Origin of the sequence: Anaerotignum faecicola, from assembly GCA_024460105.1 — a bacterium.
GTDB lineage: Bacteria > Bacillota > Clostridia > Lachnospirales > Anaerotignaceae > JANFXS01.
The window spans coordinates 102821-122004 of record JANFXS010000003.1; the positions used below are offsets into that span (position 1 = coordinate 102821).

Annotated in this window: 18 protein-coding genes; 4 read left to right on the plus strand and 14 right to left on the minus strand. The window is 38.3% G+C overall.

The features are described from left to right. Nucleotides 1-20: 20 nt before the first annotated feature. The 5 genes from NE664_05485 to mltG all read right to left on the minus strand — a co-directional run bounded on the left by NE664_05485 (nt 21) and on the right by mltG (nt 4553). Nucleotides 21-1133: a copper amine oxidase N-terminal domain-containing protein gene (locus NE664_05485; GenBank protein MCQ4726112.1), complete on the minus strand. Its 1113-nt coding sequence runs from the start codon at nt 1131-1133 to the stop codon at nt 21-23. 113 nt (nt 1134-1246) lie between these two features. Beyond that, complete coding sequence (locus NE664_05490; GenBank protein MCQ4726113.1) at nt 1247-1417, minus strand: hypothetical protein; 171 nt, start codon at nt 1415-1417, stop codon at nt 1247-1249. A 113-nt stretch (nt 1418-1530) separates the two neighbouring features. Beyond that, nucleotides 1531-2769, minus strand: coding sequence for a U32 family peptidase (locus NE664_05495; protein ID MCQ4726114.1), 1239 nt, complete (start codon nt 2767-2769; stop codon nt 1531-1533). Beyond that, a complete protein-coding gene (locus tag NE664_05500) occupies nt 2762-3448 on the minus strand; it encodes an O-methyltransferase (protein MCQ4726115.1) in 687 nt (228 codons plus the stop codon). The genes NE664_05495 and NE664_05500 overlap by 8 nt, the downstream gene beginning before the upstream one ends. Before the next feature lie 13 nt (nt 3449-3461). Further along, entirely contained in the window at nt 3462-4553 is a 1092-nt protein-coding gene (gene mltG, locus NE664_05505; GenBank protein MCQ4726116.1) for an endolytic transglycosylase MltG, read from the minus strand. A 177-nt stretch (nt 4554-4730) separates the two neighbouring features. On the opposite strand from mltG, the gene NE664_05510 reads away from it, so the two are divergent. Next, on the plus strand, nt 4731-6167 hold the full coding sequence (locus tag NE664_05510) for an MATE family efflux transporter (protein MCQ4726117.1): 1437 nt from the start codon (nt 4731-4733) through the stop codon (nt 6165-6167). Nucleotides 6168-6319: 152 nt separating this feature from the next. On the opposite strand, the gene NE664_05515 is transcribed toward NE664_05510, so the two are convergent. After that, entirely contained in the window at nt 6320-6901 is a 582-nt protein-coding gene (locus NE664_05515; GenBank protein ID MCQ4726118.1) for a TerD family protein, read from the minus strand. A 164-nt stretch (nt 6902-7065) separates the two neighbouring features. Further along, nucleotides 7066-8403: an MATE family efflux transporter gene (locus NE664_05520; protein ID MCQ4726119.1), complete on the minus strand. Its 1338-nt coding sequence runs from the start codon at nt 8401-8403 to the stop codon at nt 7066-7068. Nucleotides 8404-8815: 412 nt separating this feature from the next. On the opposite strand from NE664_05520, the gene NE664_05525 reads away from it, so the two are divergent. After that, nucleotides 8816-9274, plus strand: a complete 459-nt coding sequence (locus NE664_05525) for an Lrp/AsnC family transcriptional regulator (protein MCQ4726120.1) — start codon at nt 8816-8818, stop codon at nt 9272-9274. A gap of 140 nt (nt 9275-9414) precedes the next feature. On the opposite strand, the gene NE664_05530 is transcribed toward NE664_05525, so the two are convergent. Continuing rightward, nucleotides 9415-10401 carry a diaminopimelate dehydrogenase gene (locus NE664_05530; GenBank protein ID MCQ4726121.1) on the minus strand — a complete coding sequence of 329 codons (987 nt, stop codon included), beginning with the start codon at nt 10399-10401 and terminating at the stop codon, nt 9415-9417. Between the two features lie 478 nt (nt 10402-10879). Continuing rightward, on the minus strand, nt 10880-11539 hold the full coding sequence (locus tag NE664_05535; GenBank protein ID MCQ4726122.1) for a hemolysin III family protein: 660 nt from the start codon (nt 11537-11539) through the stop codon (nt 10880-10882). Nucleotides 11540-11719: 180 nt separating this feature from the next. On the opposite strand from NE664_05535, the gene NE664_05540 reads away from it, so the two are divergent. Together NE664_05540 and NE664_05545 are read left to right on the plus strand one after the other, a co-directional pair. Further along, nucleotides 11720-11866 (plus strand): hypothetical protein, encoded by a 147-nt coding sequence (locus NE664_05540; protein MCQ4726123.1) that lies wholly within the window; start codon nt 11720-11722, stop codon nt 11864-11866. Then, nucleotides 11866-12447, plus strand: coding sequence for a DUF1836 domain-containing protein (locus tag NE664_05545; GenBank protein MCQ4726124.1), 582 nt, complete (start codon nt 11866-11868; stop codon nt 12445-12447). The genes NE664_05540 and NE664_05545 overlap by 1 nt, the downstream gene beginning before the upstream one ends. A gap of 97 nt (nt 12448-12544) precedes the next feature. Here the strand turns inward: NE664_05545 and pyrE are convergent, their stop codons facing one another. The 5 genes from pyrE to carA are packed head-to-tail and all read right to left on the minus strand — an operon-like array spanning nt 12545 to nt 19175. Beyond that, on the minus strand, nt 12545-13207 hold the full coding sequence (gene pyrE, locus NE664_05550; GenBank protein MCQ4726125.1) for an orotate phosphoribosyltransferase: 663 nt from the start codon (nt 13205-13207) through the stop codon (nt 12545-12547). Nucleotides 13208-13219: 12 nt separating this feature from the next. Further along, on the minus strand, nt 13220-14131 hold the full coding sequence (locus tag NE664_05555) for a dihydroorotate dehydrogenase (GenBank protein MCQ4726126.1): 912 nt from the start codon (nt 14129-14131) through the stop codon (nt 13220-13222). Then, nucleotides 14124-14897, minus strand: a complete 774-nt coding sequence (locus NE664_05560; GenBank protein MCQ4726127.1) for a dihydroorotate dehydrogenase electron transfer subunit — start codon at nt 14895-14897, stop codon at nt 14124-14126. Before NE664_05560 ends, NE664_05555 begins: the two co-directional genes overlap by 8 nt. Continuing rightward, nucleotides 14894-18109 (minus strand): carbamoyl-phosphate synthase large subunit, encoded by a 3216-nt coding sequence (gene carB, locus NE664_05565; GenBank protein ID MCQ4726128.1) that lies wholly within the window; start codon nt 18107-18109, stop codon nt 14894-14896. Before carB ends, NE664_05560 begins: the two co-directional genes overlap by 4 nt. Beyond that, a complete protein-coding gene (carA, locus tag NE664_05570) occupies nt 18102-19175 on the minus strand; it encodes a glutamine-hydrolyzing carbamoyl-phosphate synthase small subunit (GenBank protein ID MCQ4726129.1) in 1074 nt (357 codons plus the stop codon). The genes carB and carA overlap by 8 nt, the downstream gene beginning before the upstream one ends. Between the last annotated feature and the right edge of the window lie 9 nt (nt 19176-19184).

A 19184-nucleotide genomic window follows, 5' to 3' on the forward strand; every position in this document is an offset into this window, starting at 1 on the left:
GTCATGGGGAAAATTATAAATTATTTTAATACATCTGATAATTCTGTTGATATTACAACCCTGTCGCCGTCAAGCTTAGTTTCAAGCGAAAGTTCTTTAGCTTCGCCGTCAATTACTATGCTGCTGCTTCCAATTTCTACAGATATCTTTTCTCCGTCTTTTTCTATCGAAATCGGCTCGTTATTTGATACCCAATCAATTGTATATCCAGCTTCTTCAGCTAATTCCCTAAGGGAAACATATTTTGCTTCTACCGTATTTGTTCTCACTTCTGCCGCCGGTTCGCTTGCAGTTTCAACATTTCCATTATCTTTATTAAGTATCATAACCATTGACGGCGTTGTTTGAGCCGGGATACTTCTTGTCGTTACCGTATAAAAAACGAGCAGTTCTGAATTCTTTATATCATCTTCGGTGTATACTTTTTTCGTGCCCTTAATGTCTGTAATTACAGTATCATCGCTTATGTTGAGTTTCAGCATTGCCTCTTCGCTTAACAAATCATTATCAAACTTTGAAACTGTAAAATAAGAATTTTCGCTTTCCAGTACAGCAACCGCTACGCTTCCCGTGAAAGGAGGCATACTTAACCCCATAGGAGCATTTGACGGTATAATAAATGTTATTTCCATGCCTTTTTCAATATCATCAAGACTTTTGTATTTACCATCCTGAAGAATAGTTGTATTTTTGTCTATAGAAGCTATAAGGCCGCCGTTATCATTAGAAATCATAACTGTAACAGAACCTTTTTCTTTGTCGACTTCGATAGATTCAACAGTACCTTCGTGTGTAACGAATCCGTCTGCACCGATATTCACAATTCCGTCATTATCGTCCATATCGTCTAAATCGTCATCATCGTTCAAATCGTTATCGCTGTCGTCTTTGTCATCATCGTCATCATATTTGTCATCTAAATCATTGTCGTCCCTATCGTCGTCATTATCATATTTGTCATCTAAATCGTCGTCGTCCCTGTCGTCGTCATTATCATATTTGTCATCATCCGACGTTACCGCAGCTGTATCTTTGTAACCGTTGATACTTGAAGCAAAAACCGATGTGCCCATAATTGCTGCAACAGCCATTGTAGAAACTAAAACTCTTTTTAAAATTATATTCTTTTTCATATTCGTATCCTCCTAAAGTTTAATTTTTATTGTTTTGTGCTTTACACTTATTTAAACGGAAGATAATTTTATTTGTTCCACTAAATAAAAAAATAATTTTATTTTTATTAAAATTATATGCCCGACTTTGATTTATAAGGGCCGCGTATGGTTTTAACATGCCGCGGCGCAATAGACGTATTGAAGCCGTTCGCCGCCATGTTTGCCGCTCCTGCGCATTTCTGCCTTACTTGTTTTACGCTGCTCTCTACGACCATCTCAATAGAAAAATTTTTGCTGTTCAAAGCGTATATGCCTAGGCATAACGGAACCTGCGCAACGTATTACACCGAAATGCGGAAATTTTTTATTGTGAAACGTGTACAACCTTTCAAACCGAAACTATATGCAATATATACTAATTTAAAGACTTTCTGAGCATATCAAACTTTTTTACAGGCTTTGGAAATTTAACTTTTAATATTTGCTGTGGGTGAGGCGCTGTTTCAATGGGAACCCCGTCTTCGTTCCACATATTTTCAACCGTCATTTCCCACGACGTGCCTTTCGTAGGCATAACCTCTATTTTATCGCCGACACTGAATTTATTACGCTGCATAACAACGGCGCATCCGGTATCTGGATCATAGTCCTTTTCAATCATTCCGATAAAGTCATATTCCCTGATATAAGAATTATTAGTATATACCTGCTGGTTGCCGTCAGGTTTTCCATAATAAAAAGCAGTCGTATAATCCCTATGGCTGGCTTTGCTGACCTCTTCAATATAGTATGCAAGTTTTCTGCTGTAGAGATTCGGATCTTTCAAATAATCATCGATAGCTTCCCTGTACGCTTTAACAACTGTTCCGACATAGAAAGGAGTTTTCATCCTTCCTTCTATTTTAAAACTGAATATACCTGCATTTATCAAATCCGGAATATGGTTAATCATACATAAATCCTTTGAGTTATAAATATATGTTCCTCTTTCATTTTCAACAACCGGCATATATTCCCCAGGCCTTGTTTCTTCCACCAGGCTATACTTCCAGCGGCATGGATGCGAACATTCCCCTTTGTTGGCGTCGCGTCCGCTTAAATAGTTGCTTAAAAGGCATCTTCCGGAATATGAAATACACATTGCGCCATGAACAAAAGCTTCAATATCCATGTCTTTCGGAATACTTTTCCTGATTTCGGATATTTCATCAATCGATAGTTCCCTTGCAACAACAATCCTTTTAGCTCCAAGGTTACGCCACATTAACGCGCTTTTATAGTTTGTATTATTGGCTTGAGTCGAAATATGTATTTCCATATTCGGCACAGCTTCTTTTGCAACGGAGAAAACGCCCAGATCGGAAATAATCAGCGCATCTGCGCCAATTGTTTCAATTTCCTTAAAATATTCCGCCATTCCTTCAAAATCATTATTATGCGCATATATATTAGCCGTTACATAAACTTTAACATTGTGGCTGTGTGCAAATTCAATGCCTTCTTTCATCTTATTTATGTCAAAGTTCTTTGCTTTCGCCCGCAGTCCATAAGCCTCGCCGCCTATATATACCGCGTCAGCCCCATATAAGACTGCAATTTTAAGTTTCTCCAAATCCCCTGCTGGGGCAAGAAGCTCGGTTTTAATATCAGTCATCACTAAACTCCCCTTCTGTCGCTACATATTCCTTAATTTTATGGCAAAGCACAACACCATCGCCAATAGGTATAATACAGCTTTCCAGACAATCCAAATGCGAAATATCCCACAGGAAATTCCTCATGCGCTTGTGTATTGTCCTCTGCCTTCTCGGAACAGAAAATCTCGATTTTGCAATGTCCCCGTTTTGCAGCACATCGTCAGCTATAAGTATTCCTCCTATAGGCAAAAGCCTAAGTATATGCGGCAGAAACTGTATATACTGCCCTTTTGCCGCGTCAAGGAAAATAACGTCGTAAGGTCCCGAAAGGCGAGGAAGTACGTTTGCCGCATCGTCTTCAATTAAATTTATAGTTTCTTTAAGGCCAAGTCTTTCTATATTTATCCTTGCCTCTTTAAGCATAATTTCATATCTGTCTATAGTCGTAATATGTCCGCCCGGCTGAATATATCTGCTCATGAGCCCTGCCGAAAAGCCAACGGCCGTTCCTATTTCCAATATTTCCTTTGGCCTTTTAATAGAAAGTATCGTACTTAAAAAACGCGCTACCTCGTGAGGTACTATAGGAATTTCATTTTCCTGTGCTTCCTCTTGTATTTTTCCTAGTGTTCCGTCATATTTTGGCTGTATAAGTCTTAAATATCCATGAAGGTAATCGTCCGTTACATATTTCATAATTTGCTCCCTGTTAGTTAAAGCTGTTTTTATACGCTTCTTTTGCTTTCAAAAATTCATCATATGTTTCGGCAAAAACATGTTCGCCGCTGCCTCGCTCTTTCACTACATAATAAAGGTAGTTGTTCTCATCAGGGTTTGCCGCTGCCATAAGCGAGCTTTCGCCCGGGTTTGATATTGGACCAAGAGGGAGGCCTTTGTATTTATATGTATTATATTCCGAATCAACCTCCAGATCATCATAAGTGACAACCTCGTTTCTCGTTGAAAGCGCATACTGCACAGTAGAATCAATTTGTAAAAGCATACCGTCTTCAAGCCTGTTATATATAACGCCCGCAACAATAGGCCTCTCGCTTTCAACTTGTACCTCGCTCTCAATAAGGGACGCTATAGTTACAAGTTCATCGGTTGAAAAATCAGAAGGAGCGTTTTTAAGTATATTGTCATATGCAATTTGGAACCTGTTGAGAAACATTGTTATAATTGTATGCGCGTCTGCATTTTTATCAATATCATAAGTGGCCGGAAAAAGATATCCTTCAAGATAATTGTCGCGCTTCGGTATGCCTTCAAGAAAATCATATTCAAAATCTCCGGTATTCATTTCGTTTATAAATTCGTCGGCAGTAACAAGCCCATTTTCTTCAAGCCTTTTCGCAATCTGCCAAGCAGTAAACCCTTCCGGTATTGTTACCTTTACGCTCTCGCTGTATACTACGCCGCTTTGCAAAAGTTTCATTATATCTTCCTCGCCCGTTCCTTTTGCAATTAAATAATCCCCTTGATGATATGTACCGTCATATTCGCCCAAACGGCTGTTAATCCTGAACATAATAACGCTGTCAATCAGCCCGTTTTCATGCAGTATTTCCGCTATGTCCTTAGTTGACGCACCTTCGGGGATAGTTACCAGAATTTCTTCCCCAAGCTCCTGTTCTCCGTTTCCGCTCGCTTCGGACATAACGCCCATGCCGGCACTGAAAGCGGCATTAAACGCCTTATACGCCAAAAAAACCGCTAGCAACAAAACCGCCGCTATAACAATATATATTGCAAACGAATTTGATTTCTTTTTCTTTTTTCTTCTTCTTTCTCTTTCCAAAAAACCAACTTCTTTCCGATTTATTCGTATATTTTTAATGCAAGATACATTATACAGGCAAAAACAAAATTTAACAACTAAATTCATAATTATTTAATATATGTTATTTACTTTTAAAAAACAAGCAAATATAATATCGTTTATGTGCAAATTATAGTATTTAATGGAGGTAATCAAATGGAGGATTCAAAAAATCAATCAAACCTTGGCACAGAGAAAATCGGAAGGCTTTTATTTTCGATGGCTTGCCCGGCAATTATAGCGCAAATAATTAATGTGCTTTATAACCTTGTAGACAGAATGTATATAGGCCATATCGAAAATATCGGAACAGCCGCTTTAACAGGCGTGGGCGTTACATTCCCATTAATAACCTTAATTTCAGCATTCAGCGGGCTGATAGGTATGGGCGGCGCTCCGCAGGCTGCCATAAAAATGGGAAAAGGAGATAATGACAGCGCTGAAAAAATACTGGGCACATGTACTTTTGCCTTAGTCGTAATTTCAATAATACTTACGGCTGTCATACTTATATTTGAAAGGCAGATATTGATGCTTTTCGGAGCCAGTGCAGACACCATTAAGTACGCTATGGATTACATGAGAATATATTGCTGCGGAACAATTTTTATACAGCTTGTTTTAGGGCTTAATCCTTTTATTACATCCCAGGGATTTGCTTCCATAGGTATGAAAACTACAGTTATAGGAGCAGTTCTTAATATTATATTGGACCCGATATTTATATGGGGATTTAATCTTGATGTAAAAGGAGCTGCATTAGCTACAATCATTTCACAGGCGGTTTCGGCAGTTTGGGTTTTAAAATTTCTAACAGGAAAAAAGACAATTCTAAAGATAAAAAAGGAAAATTTCGGGTTAGATCCAAAAATACTTGCAGTAGTTCTTGCATTAGGGGTTTCCCCGTTTATAATGCAGTCGACGGAAAGCATACTAATTGTATGTTTTAATACGTCGCTTCAGCGTTATGGGGGCGATTTGGCAGTAGGCGCAATGACAATTCTCTCAAGCTGTATGCAGTTTGCAATGCTTCCCCTAACCGGGCTGACGCAGGGGGCGCAGCCCATAATAAGTTTTAATTACGGAGCGGGAAAAAAGAAACGGGTTATGGAAACATTCCGCCTTTTAATGATTTCTTCACTTACATTTACATTCCTTATTTGGGTCATGGCTGTATTTATTCCTCAAATTTTTATCGGCATGTTCACTGACAGCAGCGAACTAATGGAAGTAACAAAATGGGCGCTTCGTATTTATATGGCCACATCATTAATACTAGGAGCGCAAATTGCCTGCCAGCAGACATTTATTGCTTTGGGAGAAGCAAAAATATCGGTTTTTCTAGCTGTATTAAGAAAAATAATTCTCCTTATACCATTAATTTTTATATTCCCGGCAATTATACCTGAAAGCTTTGCGGCCGCGATTACTCCGGAAAATATTTTCGGCCTTATACCCGAAGTTACAAAAACATTCTCCGTATTCCTTGCAGAGCCGGTTGCCGATATTATAGCAGTTTTATTTACTGTCATTATGTTCAAACTAAATTATAAGAAAATATTGTCAAGGATACCAGACAGTGCGACAAAGTGATATAACATAAAAAAATAGAACTAATTGTACATTTTATAGTTATTATACATTTTCTATTTTAACTTTGCAGAAAAATCGAAAAATCCGGATTTCAAATAGGGATTGTTCTCCCTCAGAAATCCGGATTTTTATTAAAAATACGATATATTTACTTATGCAACATCAATACCATAGTGCGCGCATAAGGCCGCAAGCCCGCCTTGGAAACCGCTGCCAATAGCGTTAAATTTCCATTCCGAGCCATTTCTGTATAATTCGCCAACTACAACGGCAGTTTCGATTGAAAAGTCCTCGCCTAAATCGTATCTTATTAATTCAGTGTTATTAGATTCGTCAACAATCCTTATAAAGGAGTTTGAAACTTGACCAAAATTCTGTTTTCTTGTTTCTGCATCGTAAATAGTTACTGTAAAAGCAATCTTAGATATATTAGCCGGAATTTTGCTCAGATCGATTTGAACTTGTTCGTCATCGCCCTCCCCTTCTCCGGTAAGGTTATCTCCTAAATGTTTAACGGATTCGCTTGAGTGGCAAAGGTTTCCGTAAAAAATAAACTCTTTGTCCGTTGGGCATTTTCCGTCATCGCCTAACATAAATACGGCGGCGTCAAGGTCAAAGTCTACTCCTGAATCAAATGCATTAACATCCCAGCCCAAACCTACAATAATATTTTTCAATCCGGGATTTCCTTTTGTTAAATCAACCTTCTGGCCCTTTGATAAATTAATCGGCATATTATCTACCTCCTGAAAATCATATTAAATTTTTAAATACAATAACTGGTATAAATATACCAAATTTTATACTATATTTCAAGCATAACATAAAAAATTAAGATATATATCATAATTTTACATAATTTTTTTACAATATTTTAAAATATTTTTTACATTTTCTTTTAAAAACGCTGTTTCCGTACTACATACTTAAAATAATATAAAGTTCCGGTTATATCCGCCAATATCCAGCCTATGGGAACGGCAACCCAAATCCCTATAACTCCTACCGACGGTATTTTTGACAGAGTATATGCTAAAAATACCCTTGTGCCAAGTGAAATAACAGTTAAAACTACCGACATCCCCGGCATTTTTACTGCCCGGTAAAAACCGTAAAGCAAAAACAGCAGACCGATCCCAAAATAACATGACGCTTCAATTCTCAAATAATTAACTCCAACGGATATAATCTCGGCTTCACTTTCATTTACAAATATTTTCATAAGCTGGCTTGGGAAAATACAGACAATTAAGCTTATTGCCGCACAGAATATAAACGAAACAACAACGGCAGTCCTTATGCCTTTTTTAATACGTTCCGTTTTGTTTGCTCCGTAATTTTGCGCAATAAATGTTGAAAAAGCATTTCCGAAATCTTGTACCGGCATATAGGCAAAAGAGTCTATTTTTACCGCAACTGCAAAAGCGGCCATAACGACAGCTCCAAAGCTGTTAACAATCCCCTGAACCATAAGTATGCCAAAATTCATTACCGACTGTTGGACGCACGTTAAAAACGACATGTTCGTTATATCCTTCAACACAGCGCCATTCCATTTCATATTTTTTCTGCCAATCCTGAACTGTGGAAATTCAACTACAGTATATAATAATATTCCTATTCCGGATATAAACTGGGATATAACCGTTGCAAAAGCGGCGCCACCTACACCCCATTCAAATTTAAGCACAAATATTAAATCCAACGCAATATTCAATACGGCAGAAACGCCAAGAAAAATCAATGGAACAACAGAATTTCCTATAGCCCTTAAAAGAGAAGTAAAATAATTATATATAAATGTTGCCGATATTCCGCAGAATATAATAAGCAAATACTCGCGCATTGACGAATATATTTCAGCAGGCACATGCAGAAAGACCATAATTTCATCAATCAATAAAAAAACAGCGGCATTCAATACAACCGTTACAACTGCTATAAGTATAAATGAAAGGAATATGCTGTTTTTGAGGCCTTCACTGTTATTTTCACCGTATCTGATAGAAAAAACCGCCCCACTGCCCATGCAAAGGCCAAGAAGTATCGATGTTATAAATGTCATAAGAGTATAAGAGGAACCAACCGCTGCAAGAGCGTTTGCACCAAGATATTTACCCACTATTAATGTATCGGCCACGTTGTATAATTGCTGGAGCATATTGCCAAGCATCATAGGCAGTGCAAACATAAGAAGGTTGCTTGTTATTTTTCCATTGAGCAAATCCGGCTTCATTATAATTCCTCATTTCAAAAGTTAATTATATTTTTTCTTTTTGTATAATATTATACATATTTAATTACAAAAGTCAATTTAATCATTTACTAATAGTAATTTTGTGATATACTATAGATAGCTTTAGTTTACAAGAGCACGCTCGGTTTTAACGGACGTCAGCGGCGCAATAGCTGTATTAAAGCCGCTTGCCGTAGGAACCGCTATACCTGCTTGTCTTTGCCTTGCTCTTGCGCCTCTAACATTCGCTAAAACTCTCCGCTCTCACAAGGAAAAAATTTTTTGCGGTTTAAGGCGCGTATGCGCCGGCATAGCAGATCTTATGACAAGCGTATGTAACACGGAAATGCGGAAAATTTTTCCTTGTGGGGCGTGTGTGCCCTTTTAAACTGAAGCTATATGGAGGTATAATATGTTTTTAGATGGATTAGATACGACAGATCAAAAAATTTTGAAGCTTTTAATTGAAAACGCACGTCTTTCATATTCGGAAATAAGCGAGAAAGTCGGACTGTCAAGGGTGGCTGTCAAAATGCGCATTAATGCAATGGAAGAAAGAGGAATAATAGAAGAGTACACTACAATTATAAATCCTCAAAAAATAAGCGGCGCTATTTCATGCTACTTTGAGATAGAAACCAAACCGGATGCGCTTGACGATATAATAAAACATTTATATGACAATAAAACCGTAACGCAAATTTATAGAATAACCGGCGATTGCAGGCTTCATGTCCATGCAGTTGCAAGCTGCAATGATGAAATGGAAAATTTTATCAGAAATGAAATAGATAACTTAAAAGGTGTTGTAAAAGTCAGCAGTAACGTTATACTTTCTCGTATCAAAGATGTTAAAGGACTGAGATTATAATATATAATTATTAAAATAACGGTTACGGCTAATACGGCGTTATGCCGCATATAAAAATCATTTTCACTATGCACAAACGCCGTAAAGCCAATTTAATCAAAAATCTTAATGAATTTCTTCTTAAATCGTTTCCCTTATTATTAAAGCAGATGTTTGCGAAGCTCCGCTCCGTCGGCTGAAGAAAGATATGCCGGGGCAATGTCAAACACTGTTTTGCAGCCATTTTGCCCTTCTTTATTAAGCCTGTATGCCGCTCTCGCATATGCGGCAATCACCGATGACGTAAATTCCGGATTGGAATCCAATTTTAAGCTGTACTCAATTATATGCGTATTTTCATTGTTCCAGCCTGTTTTTCCGCTCCTTATAACAAAACCGCCATGAGGGATACCGCTGTGGTTTTTCAAAAGTTCTTCCTCACTGATGAAATGAACCGTCGTATCATAATCAGAAAAATAGTTAGGCATGTTTATAATTTCACTTTCGATCCTTGCTTTGTCGGCACCTTCTTCTACAACTACAAAACATTCGCGGGTATGTTTCTGACGTGTCGTAAGTTCAGGATTTTCACCGTTTCTAACAGCTTCAAGGGCGCTTTCAACCGGAATTGTGTACTGTTTTCCGTTTTTAACGCCTTCAATTCTTCTTATAGCGTCTGAATGTCCCTGGCTTACGCCTTTACCCCAAAAAGTATAATCCTTGCCTTCAGTTAAAATAGCATTCGCGTAAAGCCTGTTGAGAGAAAACATTCCCGGATCCCAGCCTACAGAGATAATTGCCGTTTTGCCGCCTTTTTTTGCCGCTTTGTCGACAGCTTCAAAATGTTCTGGTATTTTTGCATGCGTATCGAAACTGTCTACAACATTAAACATTTCGGCAAACTGAGGAGTTTGTTTCGGAAGATCCGTAGCGCTTCCGCCGCAAAGTATCATTACATCAATATCGTCCTTCATATTAACTGCTTCTTCAATGCTGTACACATTAGCAGTTTCGGTTAAAATCTCTAATGACTGTGGTTCTCTTCTTGTAAATACGCCGACAAGCTCCATGTCCGGATTATGTTTTACGGCACATTCTACACCGCGTCCTAAATTGCCATATCCTACAATACCTATTCTAATGCTCATATTTTTTCCTCCGTATAAAAATTAAATCTTAAAAAAGATTTTAAAATTATTTTAACGTGGATATAAAATTATATCAATAAAAAAATAAAATATTTTTACAATATAATTTTTTCATCCACCCTAAGTTTCTTATTTAAAACGCGAAAAATAAAATATGATTTTAAGCTTATTTTGTCAGCAATACTTTTTATGTTTCATACGGAATATTAAATTTAGTTCAATAAAACAACATAAGCTCTATGCAAAATCAAATAACCGAGGATGATATTAGAGGTTTAAAAACATAGAAAAAGCGTGCGGTTTAGCCAAAGCTGTATCAAATGTTTTTGATGTCACCGACAGGACTCTAAACCGTTTATTACCTTTATAAAATTTAAGATATAATTTTATAATTCTAATTTCATGTTAGTTAAAAAGAAACAATCAATGCCGAAAATATGAAAATGCCCGTTTCTTATCTAAAACCGGGCATTTTTTATTAAAGTACATATATAAACATAAACGCTATATGAAACGCTGAGCCTGCCATAACAAATAAATGGAATATTTCATGGAATCCAAAATTTTTAAAATTAAGCTTAGGCCATTTTACTGCGTAAATAACAGCTCCGAAAGTATATGCCAGGCCTCCGGCAAGGAGCATTAATATTCCGCTTAACGGCACCGCTCTGCCAAGAGGATAGAAAGCGATAACAACAAGCCAGCCCATAACTACATATATAGCTGTTGAAAGCCATCTAGGCGCATTAAACCAAACGGCTTTTAATATTATGCCGCCAAGGGCAAAGCCCCAAACAAGAGCAAGAAGCGTCCATCCCCATACGCCATGCAATGAAATAAGGCAGACAGGAGTATAAGTCCCCGCAATCAATACAAATATCATCATATGATCAATACGCCTTAAAACCGCGACGGCTTTAGGTGAAACAGGAAGCGCATGGTATATCGTGCTTGCCCCGTAAAGCATAAGCAGCGACGCTCCAAATATCGCAAAGCTTACAACATGATATATTGAAGCCTCGTTATAAGAATAAATCATAAATATCAAAATAACCGGTATGCAAGCTAAAAATCCTATGAAATGTGTTAATGCGCTTATAGGTTCACGCAACCTGTGTTTACTTACTGTGTTGTACATATTCATGCCTCCGAATCAAATATAGTTTTTAAAACTATGTTTTATTATATTCATATCCTAACATAAATATTCTTAAATTACAATAATAATATTGTAAAATTTTTGTTTATAACTTGATACATAGTTATAAATACTATATAATAAATAAAAACAATTAATATCAGCCAAGGAGGCGTTAACATGGAAAATCAAAATAAAAACAATAATAATGCTGAAAATAACAACAGCATGGATAACGAATATGTAAGTATACCGATGTTTGAAGAATTTGAGGATCAAGATATGTATCCGGGACTGTGCAACGACTTGTTTGGAGTGATAAGTTAATGGATTTTAATGAAAAAATAACAGATATATCTGAGGAAGTATGTAATTTTGAAACGGTGGAATTAAGCGATATACCGGATATCGAATTATATATGGATCAGGTAACAACATTTATCGATGCAAAATTATCATGCTATAAACGTAATAAGGACGATAAAATCCTTACTAAAACAATGATTAACAACTACGCTAAGGGAAAATTATTTCCGCCGCCGCAAAAAAAGAAATATAACAAAAATCATCTTATGCTGCTTATTATAATATATCATTTAAAAAGCATACTCTCCATAAACGATATATATCTGATATTAAGCCCGATAACAAATGAACTTAACGACAATTCAAATTCAAAAATATTAGAAGACGTATATTCATGTTTTTTAAAAATACAAAAAAGCGTTAAATCCTTCGAATTAAAATCCGCATTAAATTTTGAAGAAATTGCAAATACCCTTGAAATACCTGAGAATATTAAAAATACTGAAAAAATAAAAAATATTCTTTACATTCTCACTTTAGCTTTTTTTGCCAATACGGAAAAACGTCTGTCCGAAAAAATAATCGACAGCAGTTTCAGATGAAAATTTTATCGAATATAAAAAACCGAACGTATCTATCATGCAAAATACGTTCGGTTTTTTATATCTTTTATAATACCGGTTAACATACTTGGATAAATTAAAGTACGCAATATTTATCCATATACCCTTCCATTTTTACAAGCATTTCCTTATAAATTCCCGTTTCTTTTAAATATTCGTATATATCTTTAACGGTTATAATAGAATGTACTTCAATTCCAAATTCATCCTTAACTTCCATAACTGCCGTTTTATTACTGTTCTGCCCTATTTCACAGCGGTTAACAGATATAAACATATCCTTAATCTCTATCTCAGCCGTACTTTTAAGAACGGGCATAGTTTCCCTTATCGCCGTTCCGGCGGTAATAACGTCCTCTATTATTATTATATTATCGCCGTCTGCCGGTTTATATCCGACAATATTGCCCCCCTCGCCATGATCCTTTGCTTCTTTCCTGTTAAAAAAATAAGGCTTGTCAATTCCATATTCCAAAGCAAGATTAGCCGCTGTGGCCGCCGCAATGGGTATTCCTTTATATGCCGGGCCGAACATAGCTGAAAAATTGCTTCCTACAGTCTCTTTAATCAGCTTGGAGTAAAATTTGGCTAAAGTTGCAATCTGCATTCCCGTTTTATAATTTCCGGTATTAATAAAATACGGCGTATTGCGGCCGCTTTTTGTAACAAAATCTCCAAAACGGAGTACGTCTGCACTCATCATAAATTCGATAAATTCTTTTTTGTCAGAGCTAATCATATCTAACCTCCGCTATTCAATAATACCTCTTATTTCACTTAAATCTTTTATGCCGTTTTTAATCATAAAATTTTCAATACCGTCCGCAATTTCCACCGCTGCAAAGGGGTTCATAAAGTTTGCTGTGCCGACTGCGACAGCCGTTGCTCCTGCCATAATAAACTCAACCGCATCTTCCCATGAAGAGATGCCGCCCATTCCTATAATAGGCAGATTAGTAACTTTTGAAACCTGATAAACCATTCTTACAGCAACAGGTTTTATTGCCGGACCGGAAAAACCGCCCACTTTATTTGCAAGCACAGGCTTTCTTTTATTTATATCAATCTTCATTCCCAGAAGCGTATTTATAAGGGAAATTCCGTCTGCTCCGCCGGCTTCAGCCGCACGGGCAATTTCCGTTATATCGGTTACATTAGGCGTTAACTTTACAATCAACGGTTTCTTTGCGTACTTTTTGACCTCGTTTACAACTTTAAAAGCCATATCCGGCTCTGTGCCGAAAGTTATGCCGCCGGCTGAAACATTCGGACATGAAATATTAAGCTCAAACAAGTCTACGTCGGCTTTGCTCATTTTTTCAGTTACGCGGCAGTATTCCTCTACTGTATGTCCGCATAGATTTACAATTATTTTCGTATCAAAACGCCTTAAAAAAGGTATATCGTTTTCTATAAAGTAATCGGCCCCCGGGTTTTGCAGCCCTACCGAATTAAGCATGCCTCCGTATGTTTCGGCAATACGGGGAGCATTATTGCCTTTCCATGGTTCGTCTGCAACGCCTTTTACAGTTATTGCTCCCAAGCGGCTGAGATCGAAAAACTCTGAGTATTCCCTCCCCGATCCGAAAGTCCCGGAAGCAGTAGTAACAGGATTTTTCATTTCTATGCCTGCAATATTAACAGAAGCGCTGACACTATTCATCCCATACCACCTCATTTCCCATAAACACAGGTCCGTCCTTACATACTTTAAGGTTCTGCCATTCGCTTTCGCCCGTTTTCCTTATTTTAACGGCGCAGCCTACGCATGCGCCAATCCCGCATGCCATACGCTCCTCCATTGATACTTGTATAGGTATTTTGCGTTCTTCCGCCCACTTTGATATAGATTTAAGCATAACTTTTGGACCACATGTATAAATCATTTCTCCGGAAGGCTTTACCGATTCAATAAGTTCAATAACGTTGCCTTTAAATCCTGCCGAACCATCGTCCGAAGATATGTATACATCAGCTCCGAGCTCTTCAAACCTTTTTGAAAGTATAGGAGCTGATTTTGCTCCCAAAAATACGGAGACATTTCCGTCAAGCTTTTTGACAAGCTCAACAAGCGGAGGAATTCCAATGCCTCCTCCTACAACAATGTGTTCTTTTATTCCTCCACGGATATCAAAACCGTTTCCGAGCGGTCCCAGTATTTTAATTTCCTGCCCGCTCGCTAATCCGCTGAAAAATTCAGTGCCTTTTCCGATAACTTGATATACAACGGTTACTGTGCCTTTTTCAATATCAATTTCATTTATGCTTATAGGCCTGGGAAGTATATACTCCCCAAGCCCTGTATAGATATTTATAAATTGACCGGCCTTAGCTTCTTTTGCAACATTAGGGGCAAAAAGGCACATTTCAAATATTTGGCTGCTTATTTCATTATTGTATAAAATCTCCGCATACTCAACAGATTTCATTTTATATCCTCCAAAGCAATTACTTCAAGCTTATCAGGCGTTACATTGCTTTCCATTACATCAAGGAGCGCGTTCATTGTATCAAGCGAAGTCATAAGGTTAACGGAACTTTCAGCAGCGGCGCGCCTGATTTTAAATCCGTCGCTGATATAGTTGTTTCCTTTATTAGGCGTATTAATGATTATGTCAATCATACCGCTTCTGATAATATCAAGTACATTAGGAACGCCCTCGCTTATTTTACGGACAACGCTGACATTATCAATCCCGTTTTCCTTGAGAAATTCAGCCGTGCCCTGAGTAGCCAAGAATTTATATCCCAAAGCCTCAAGACGCTTTGCCGTTGAAAGGAAATCAGGCCTGTCATACGGTTTTATTGTAACAAGCGCCGTGCCGTTCCTTTTCGGAACGATAGTATTAGCGGCAATAAAACCTTTATAAAGTGCGTTTGTAAGGTTTTTGCCGACGCCGAGTATTTCCCCGGTAGAACGCATTTCAGGTCCCAGACTTACTTCAACCTGAGGAAGTTTCTCCGTTGAAAAAATTGGAACTTTTATGCATACCATATCAGGCGTTGGGCAAATTCCCGATTCATAGCCAAGTTCTTTGAGTTTTGATCCAAGCATTACTTTTGTTGCAAGATCAATTATAGGAACTCCCGTAACTTTGCTGATATATGGTACTGTACGGCTGCTTCTGGGGTTAACCTCGATTATATTCAATTCTCCCTTATATTCAATGAACTGTATGTTTATCATCCCGATTACTTCAAGGGCTATTGAAATTTTCTTTGTCACATCCATAATCTCATTAATTATCTTTTCAGATAAGTGCTGAGGAGGATAGATTGAAATTGAATCCCCGGAGTGTACCCCTGCCCTTTCAAGATGTTCCATTATGCCCGGAATAACAACGTCTGTGCCGTCGCAGATAGCGTCAACTTCAATTTCACGCCCAAGAAGGTATCTGTCAATCAAAACAGGATTTTTGCTGTCCTTTGCAAACGCAGCTTCAAGATATTTTATAAGCTGTTCCTCTGTGTACGTTATTTCCATACCTTGGCCTCCGAGTACATACGACGGCCTTACAAGTACAGGATATCCCAGTTCATTTGCCTCGTCTACGCCTTCTTCAACACTCCAAACGCCTTTTCCTTTTGGACGTTTGATATTAAGCTTTTCGAGAAGTTCATCAAATTTTTCCCTGTCTTCGGCCGCGTCAATCTGCTCGGGTTTCGTACCGTAAATAGGAATATCCATTTCACGGAAGAATTTTGCAAGCTTAATCGCCGTCTGTCCGCCAAACTGGAGTATTACGCCGTTCGGCTTTTCCTTTTCAACAATATTTAACACATCCTCCTCGGTAAGAGGTTCAAAATAAAGCTTGTCCGAAGTATCAAAGTCTGTTGAAACGGTTTCCGGGTTATTATTTATAATAATCGTTTCAATTCCCGCTCTTTTAAGGGCAAGTATCGAATGAACGGAACAATAGTCAAATTCTATGCCCTGACCGATCCTGATTGGTCCTGAGCCTATAACAATTACTTTCTTATTATCGCTTACGACAACTTCATCATATTCGTCGTATGTAGAATAGTAATAAGGAGTAACTGCTTCAAATTCGCCGGCGCATGTATCAACCATTTTATATACGGGAAGTATATTAAATTTCTTGCGCAGTTTGTATATTTCAGGAGGTTTCACTCCAAGTATATCTGCAATACCCTTATCTGAAAAACCGATAACTTTATATTCTCTTAAAGTTTCTTCATCAAGATTATCTATATCGAGCTGTTTGAGCCGTTCTTCCATATCGACAATCTTTTTGATTTTGTGGACAAAGAATTTGTCCATACCGGTTATTTCGCAAACTTTTTCAACCATATATCCGCGCCTTAACATCTCGGCAAGGTCAAAAAGCCTTTCGTCATCAGGAACGACAACCCTCTTTTTAAGCTCGTCCATTGTTTTGGACTTACTGTAATCCCTTTCAAGAGTATACTGGCCTATTTCAAGCGAGCGTACGCCTTTTAAAAGCGCCGATTCAAAGCTGTTGCCTATAGCCATAACTTCGCCCGTTGCCATCATTTTCGTTCCGAGGTTACGTTTTGCGCTTTTAAACTTGTCGAAAGGCCACTTAGGTATTTTACATACTACATAATCTATTGTAGGTTCAAAGCATGCATACGTTTTCTTTGTAACCGCATTTTTAATTTCGTCAAGCCTATAACCTAAAGCAATTTTTGCCGCAACTTTAGCAATAGGATATCCCGTGGCTTTTGAAGCAAGCGCCGACGAACGGCTCACTCGCGGGTTAATTTCAATTACGGCATAGTTAAAGCTGTTTGGATCAAGGGCGAACTGTACGTTGCAGCCGCCTTCGATTTTAATTGTGTCAATAATATCTATGGCCGCTTTCCTGAGCATTTGATATTCTTTATCGCAAAGAGTCTGCGCCGGGGCGACAACAATGGAATCGCCTGTATGAACGCCTACGGGGTCTACGTTCTCCATTGAGCATACTGTTATACAATTCCCCGCCCCGTCGCGGATAACTTCAAACTCTATTTCCTTCCAGCCTTTAATGCTCCTTTCAATAAGCACTTGGCCCACGCGGCTTAAATGGAGCCCTTGTGTCGTTATTTCCCGCAGCTGATCCTCATTTTCAGCTATGCCGCCTCCTGTTCCTCCAAGAGTATATGCCGGGCGGACTATAACCGGGTATCCGATTCTTTCGGCAAATTCAATAGCGCCTTCGACTGTTGTTACAATATCGCTTTCAACAATCGGCTGATTGGTTTTTTCCATTAACTTTTTAAAAGAGTCCCTGTCCTCGCCCTCCTTAATCGATTCAATGGAACTTCCGATAACCCGTACGTTATATTTGTCAAGAATTCCTTTGTCATAAAGCTCGCAGCTTAAATTAAGGCCTGTCTGTCCGCCCATGCCGGCAATAAGACTGTCAGGCCGCTCTTTTGCAATCACTTTTTCTATAAAATCAACCGTAAGCGGTTCAATATATGTATGATCCGCCATATCCCTGTCAGTCATAATTGTCGCGGGGTTGCTGTTGATAAGCACAACCTCAATGCCTTCTTCTTTAATTGCCTGAACCGCCTGAGTTCCCGAATAATCAAACTCAGCCGCCTGACCTATAACAATAGGGCCTGAACCTATAACAAGCACCTTTTTGATTGTATTGTCCTTAGGCATTATCTCCACCTCTTTCTATAACTTCTAAAAACCTGTCGAATAAAAATGCGGCGTCTAAAGGCCCCGGGCTTGCCTCCGGATGAAACTGCACGCTGAATATAGGCAGCTTCTTATGCCTTATGCCCTCGATTGTATTATCGTTTATATTAATAAACGACGCTTCAACGTCTTCCGGCAGATCGCACACTACATATTCATGGTTTTGGCTTGTAATGTAAACTCTTCCGGTTTTTAAATCTTTTACAGGGTGATTTCCGCCATGATGGCCGAATTTCATTTTAGTTGTATTTCCTCCAAGGGCAAGGTTTATAATCTGATTTCCCATGCATACGCCAAGCAACGGCTTTTTGCCAATAAGCTGCTTAACGGTTTCAATTATTTCCGGAACATCTTTCGGGTCCCCCGGTCCGTTTGAAATAAACACGGCGTCAGGATTAACCGCAAGTATTTCTTCCGCTGAGGTAAATGCCGGAAGCACAGTAAGCCTACATCCTCTTGACTTAAAATCCCTGATAAGTCCTGTTTTTGTTCCCAAATCAAGGTAAGCTATATGTTTTCCTGAGCCTGCAATTTCATATTTTTCTTTAATTGTACATTCCCTTATAACATTCTTATTGTTAAGGCTTTCAAATTTTAAAGCAATCTGATTTTCTGAAAGGTCCTTTCCTCTTGTTGTTATAATGCCTTTCATGGTTCCATGGTCGCGCAGTATTTTGGTAAGAGCCCTGGTGTCTACGCCTTCTATCCCCATTATTTTGTTTTGTTTGAGGTATGCGTCAATATCCATTTCACATCTCCAGTTATTTGGATAGTCGCACTTCTCCCTGACAACAAAGCCTTTTAACTTAGGGCCGTCGCTTTCCATATCGTCAAGGTTAATACCGTAGTTTCCGATAAGCGGGTATGTCATTGTAACAATCTGTCCAGCAAAAGAAGGATCTGTCAATAACTCTTCATAACCTGTCATACCGGTGCTGAATACAACTTCTCCGACGGTTTCTTTAATATATCCGAAAGCTTTTCCTTTGAAACGCACACCGTTTTCAAGTATCAGCTCGGCTTTAATAGTTTTTTC

Excerpts from the sequence above, each read along its gene's own strand:
- NE664_05545 (MCQ4726124.1), top strand. The coding sequence starts at position 11,866 with ATGGATTTTAATGAAAAAATAACAGATATATCTGAGGAAGTATGTAAT.
- NE664_05520 (MCQ4726119.1), bottom strand. The coding sequence starts at position 8,403 with ATGAAGCCGGATTTGCTCAATGGAAAAATAACAAGCAACCTTCTTATG.
- pyrE (MCQ4726125.1), bottom strand. The coding sequence starts at position 13,207 with ATGATTAGCTCTGACAAAAAAGAATTTATCGAATTTATGATGAGTGCA.
- NE664_05510 (MCQ4726117.1), top strand. The coding sequence starts at position 4,731 with ATGGAGGATTCAAAAAATCAATCAAACCTTGGCACAGAGAAAATCGGA.
- NE664_05530 (MCQ4726121.1), bottom strand. The coding sequence starts at position 10,401 with ATGAGCATTAGAATAGGTATTGTAGGATATGGCAATTTAGGACGCGGT.
- NE664_05535 (MCQ4726122.1), bottom strand. The coding sequence starts at position 11,539 with ATGTACAACACAGTAAGTAAACACAGGTTGCGTGAACCTATAAGCGCA.
- NE664_05515 (MCQ4726118.1), bottom strand. The coding sequence starts at position 6,901 with ATGCCGATTAATTTATCAAAGGGCCAGAAGGTTGATTTAACAAAAGGA.
- NE664_05560 (MCQ4726127.1), bottom strand. The coding sequence starts at position 14,897 with ATGAAATCTGTTGAGTATGCGGAGATTTTATACAATAATGAAATAAGC.
- NE664_05495 (MCQ4726114.1), bottom strand. The coding sequence starts at position 2,769 with ATGACTGATATTAAAACCGAGCTTCTTGCCCCAGCAGGGGATTTGGAG.
- NE664_05485 (MCQ4726112.1), bottom strand. The coding sequence starts at position 1,133 with ATGAAAAAGAATATAATTTTAAAAAGAGTTTTAGTTTCTACAATGGCT.
- NE664_05555 (MCQ4726126.1), bottom strand. The coding sequence starts at position 14,131 with ATGAATAGTGTCAGCGCTTCTGTTAATATTGCAGGCATAGAAATGAAA.
- NE664_05500 (MCQ4726115.1), bottom strand. The coding sequence starts at position 3,448 with ATGAAATATGTAACGGACGATTACCTTCATGGATATTTAAGACTTATA.
- NE664_05540 (MCQ4726123.1), top strand. The coding sequence starts at position 11,720 with ATGGAAAATCAAAATAAAAACAATAATAATGCTGAAAATAACAACAGC.
- NE664_05525 (MCQ4726120.1), top strand. The coding sequence starts at position 8,816 with ATGTTTTTAGATGGATTAGATACGACAGATCAAAAAATTTTGAAGCTT.
- carB (MCQ4726128.1), bottom strand. The coding sequence starts at position 18,109 with ATGCCTAAGGACAATACAATCAAAAAGGTGCTTGTTATAGGTTCAGGC.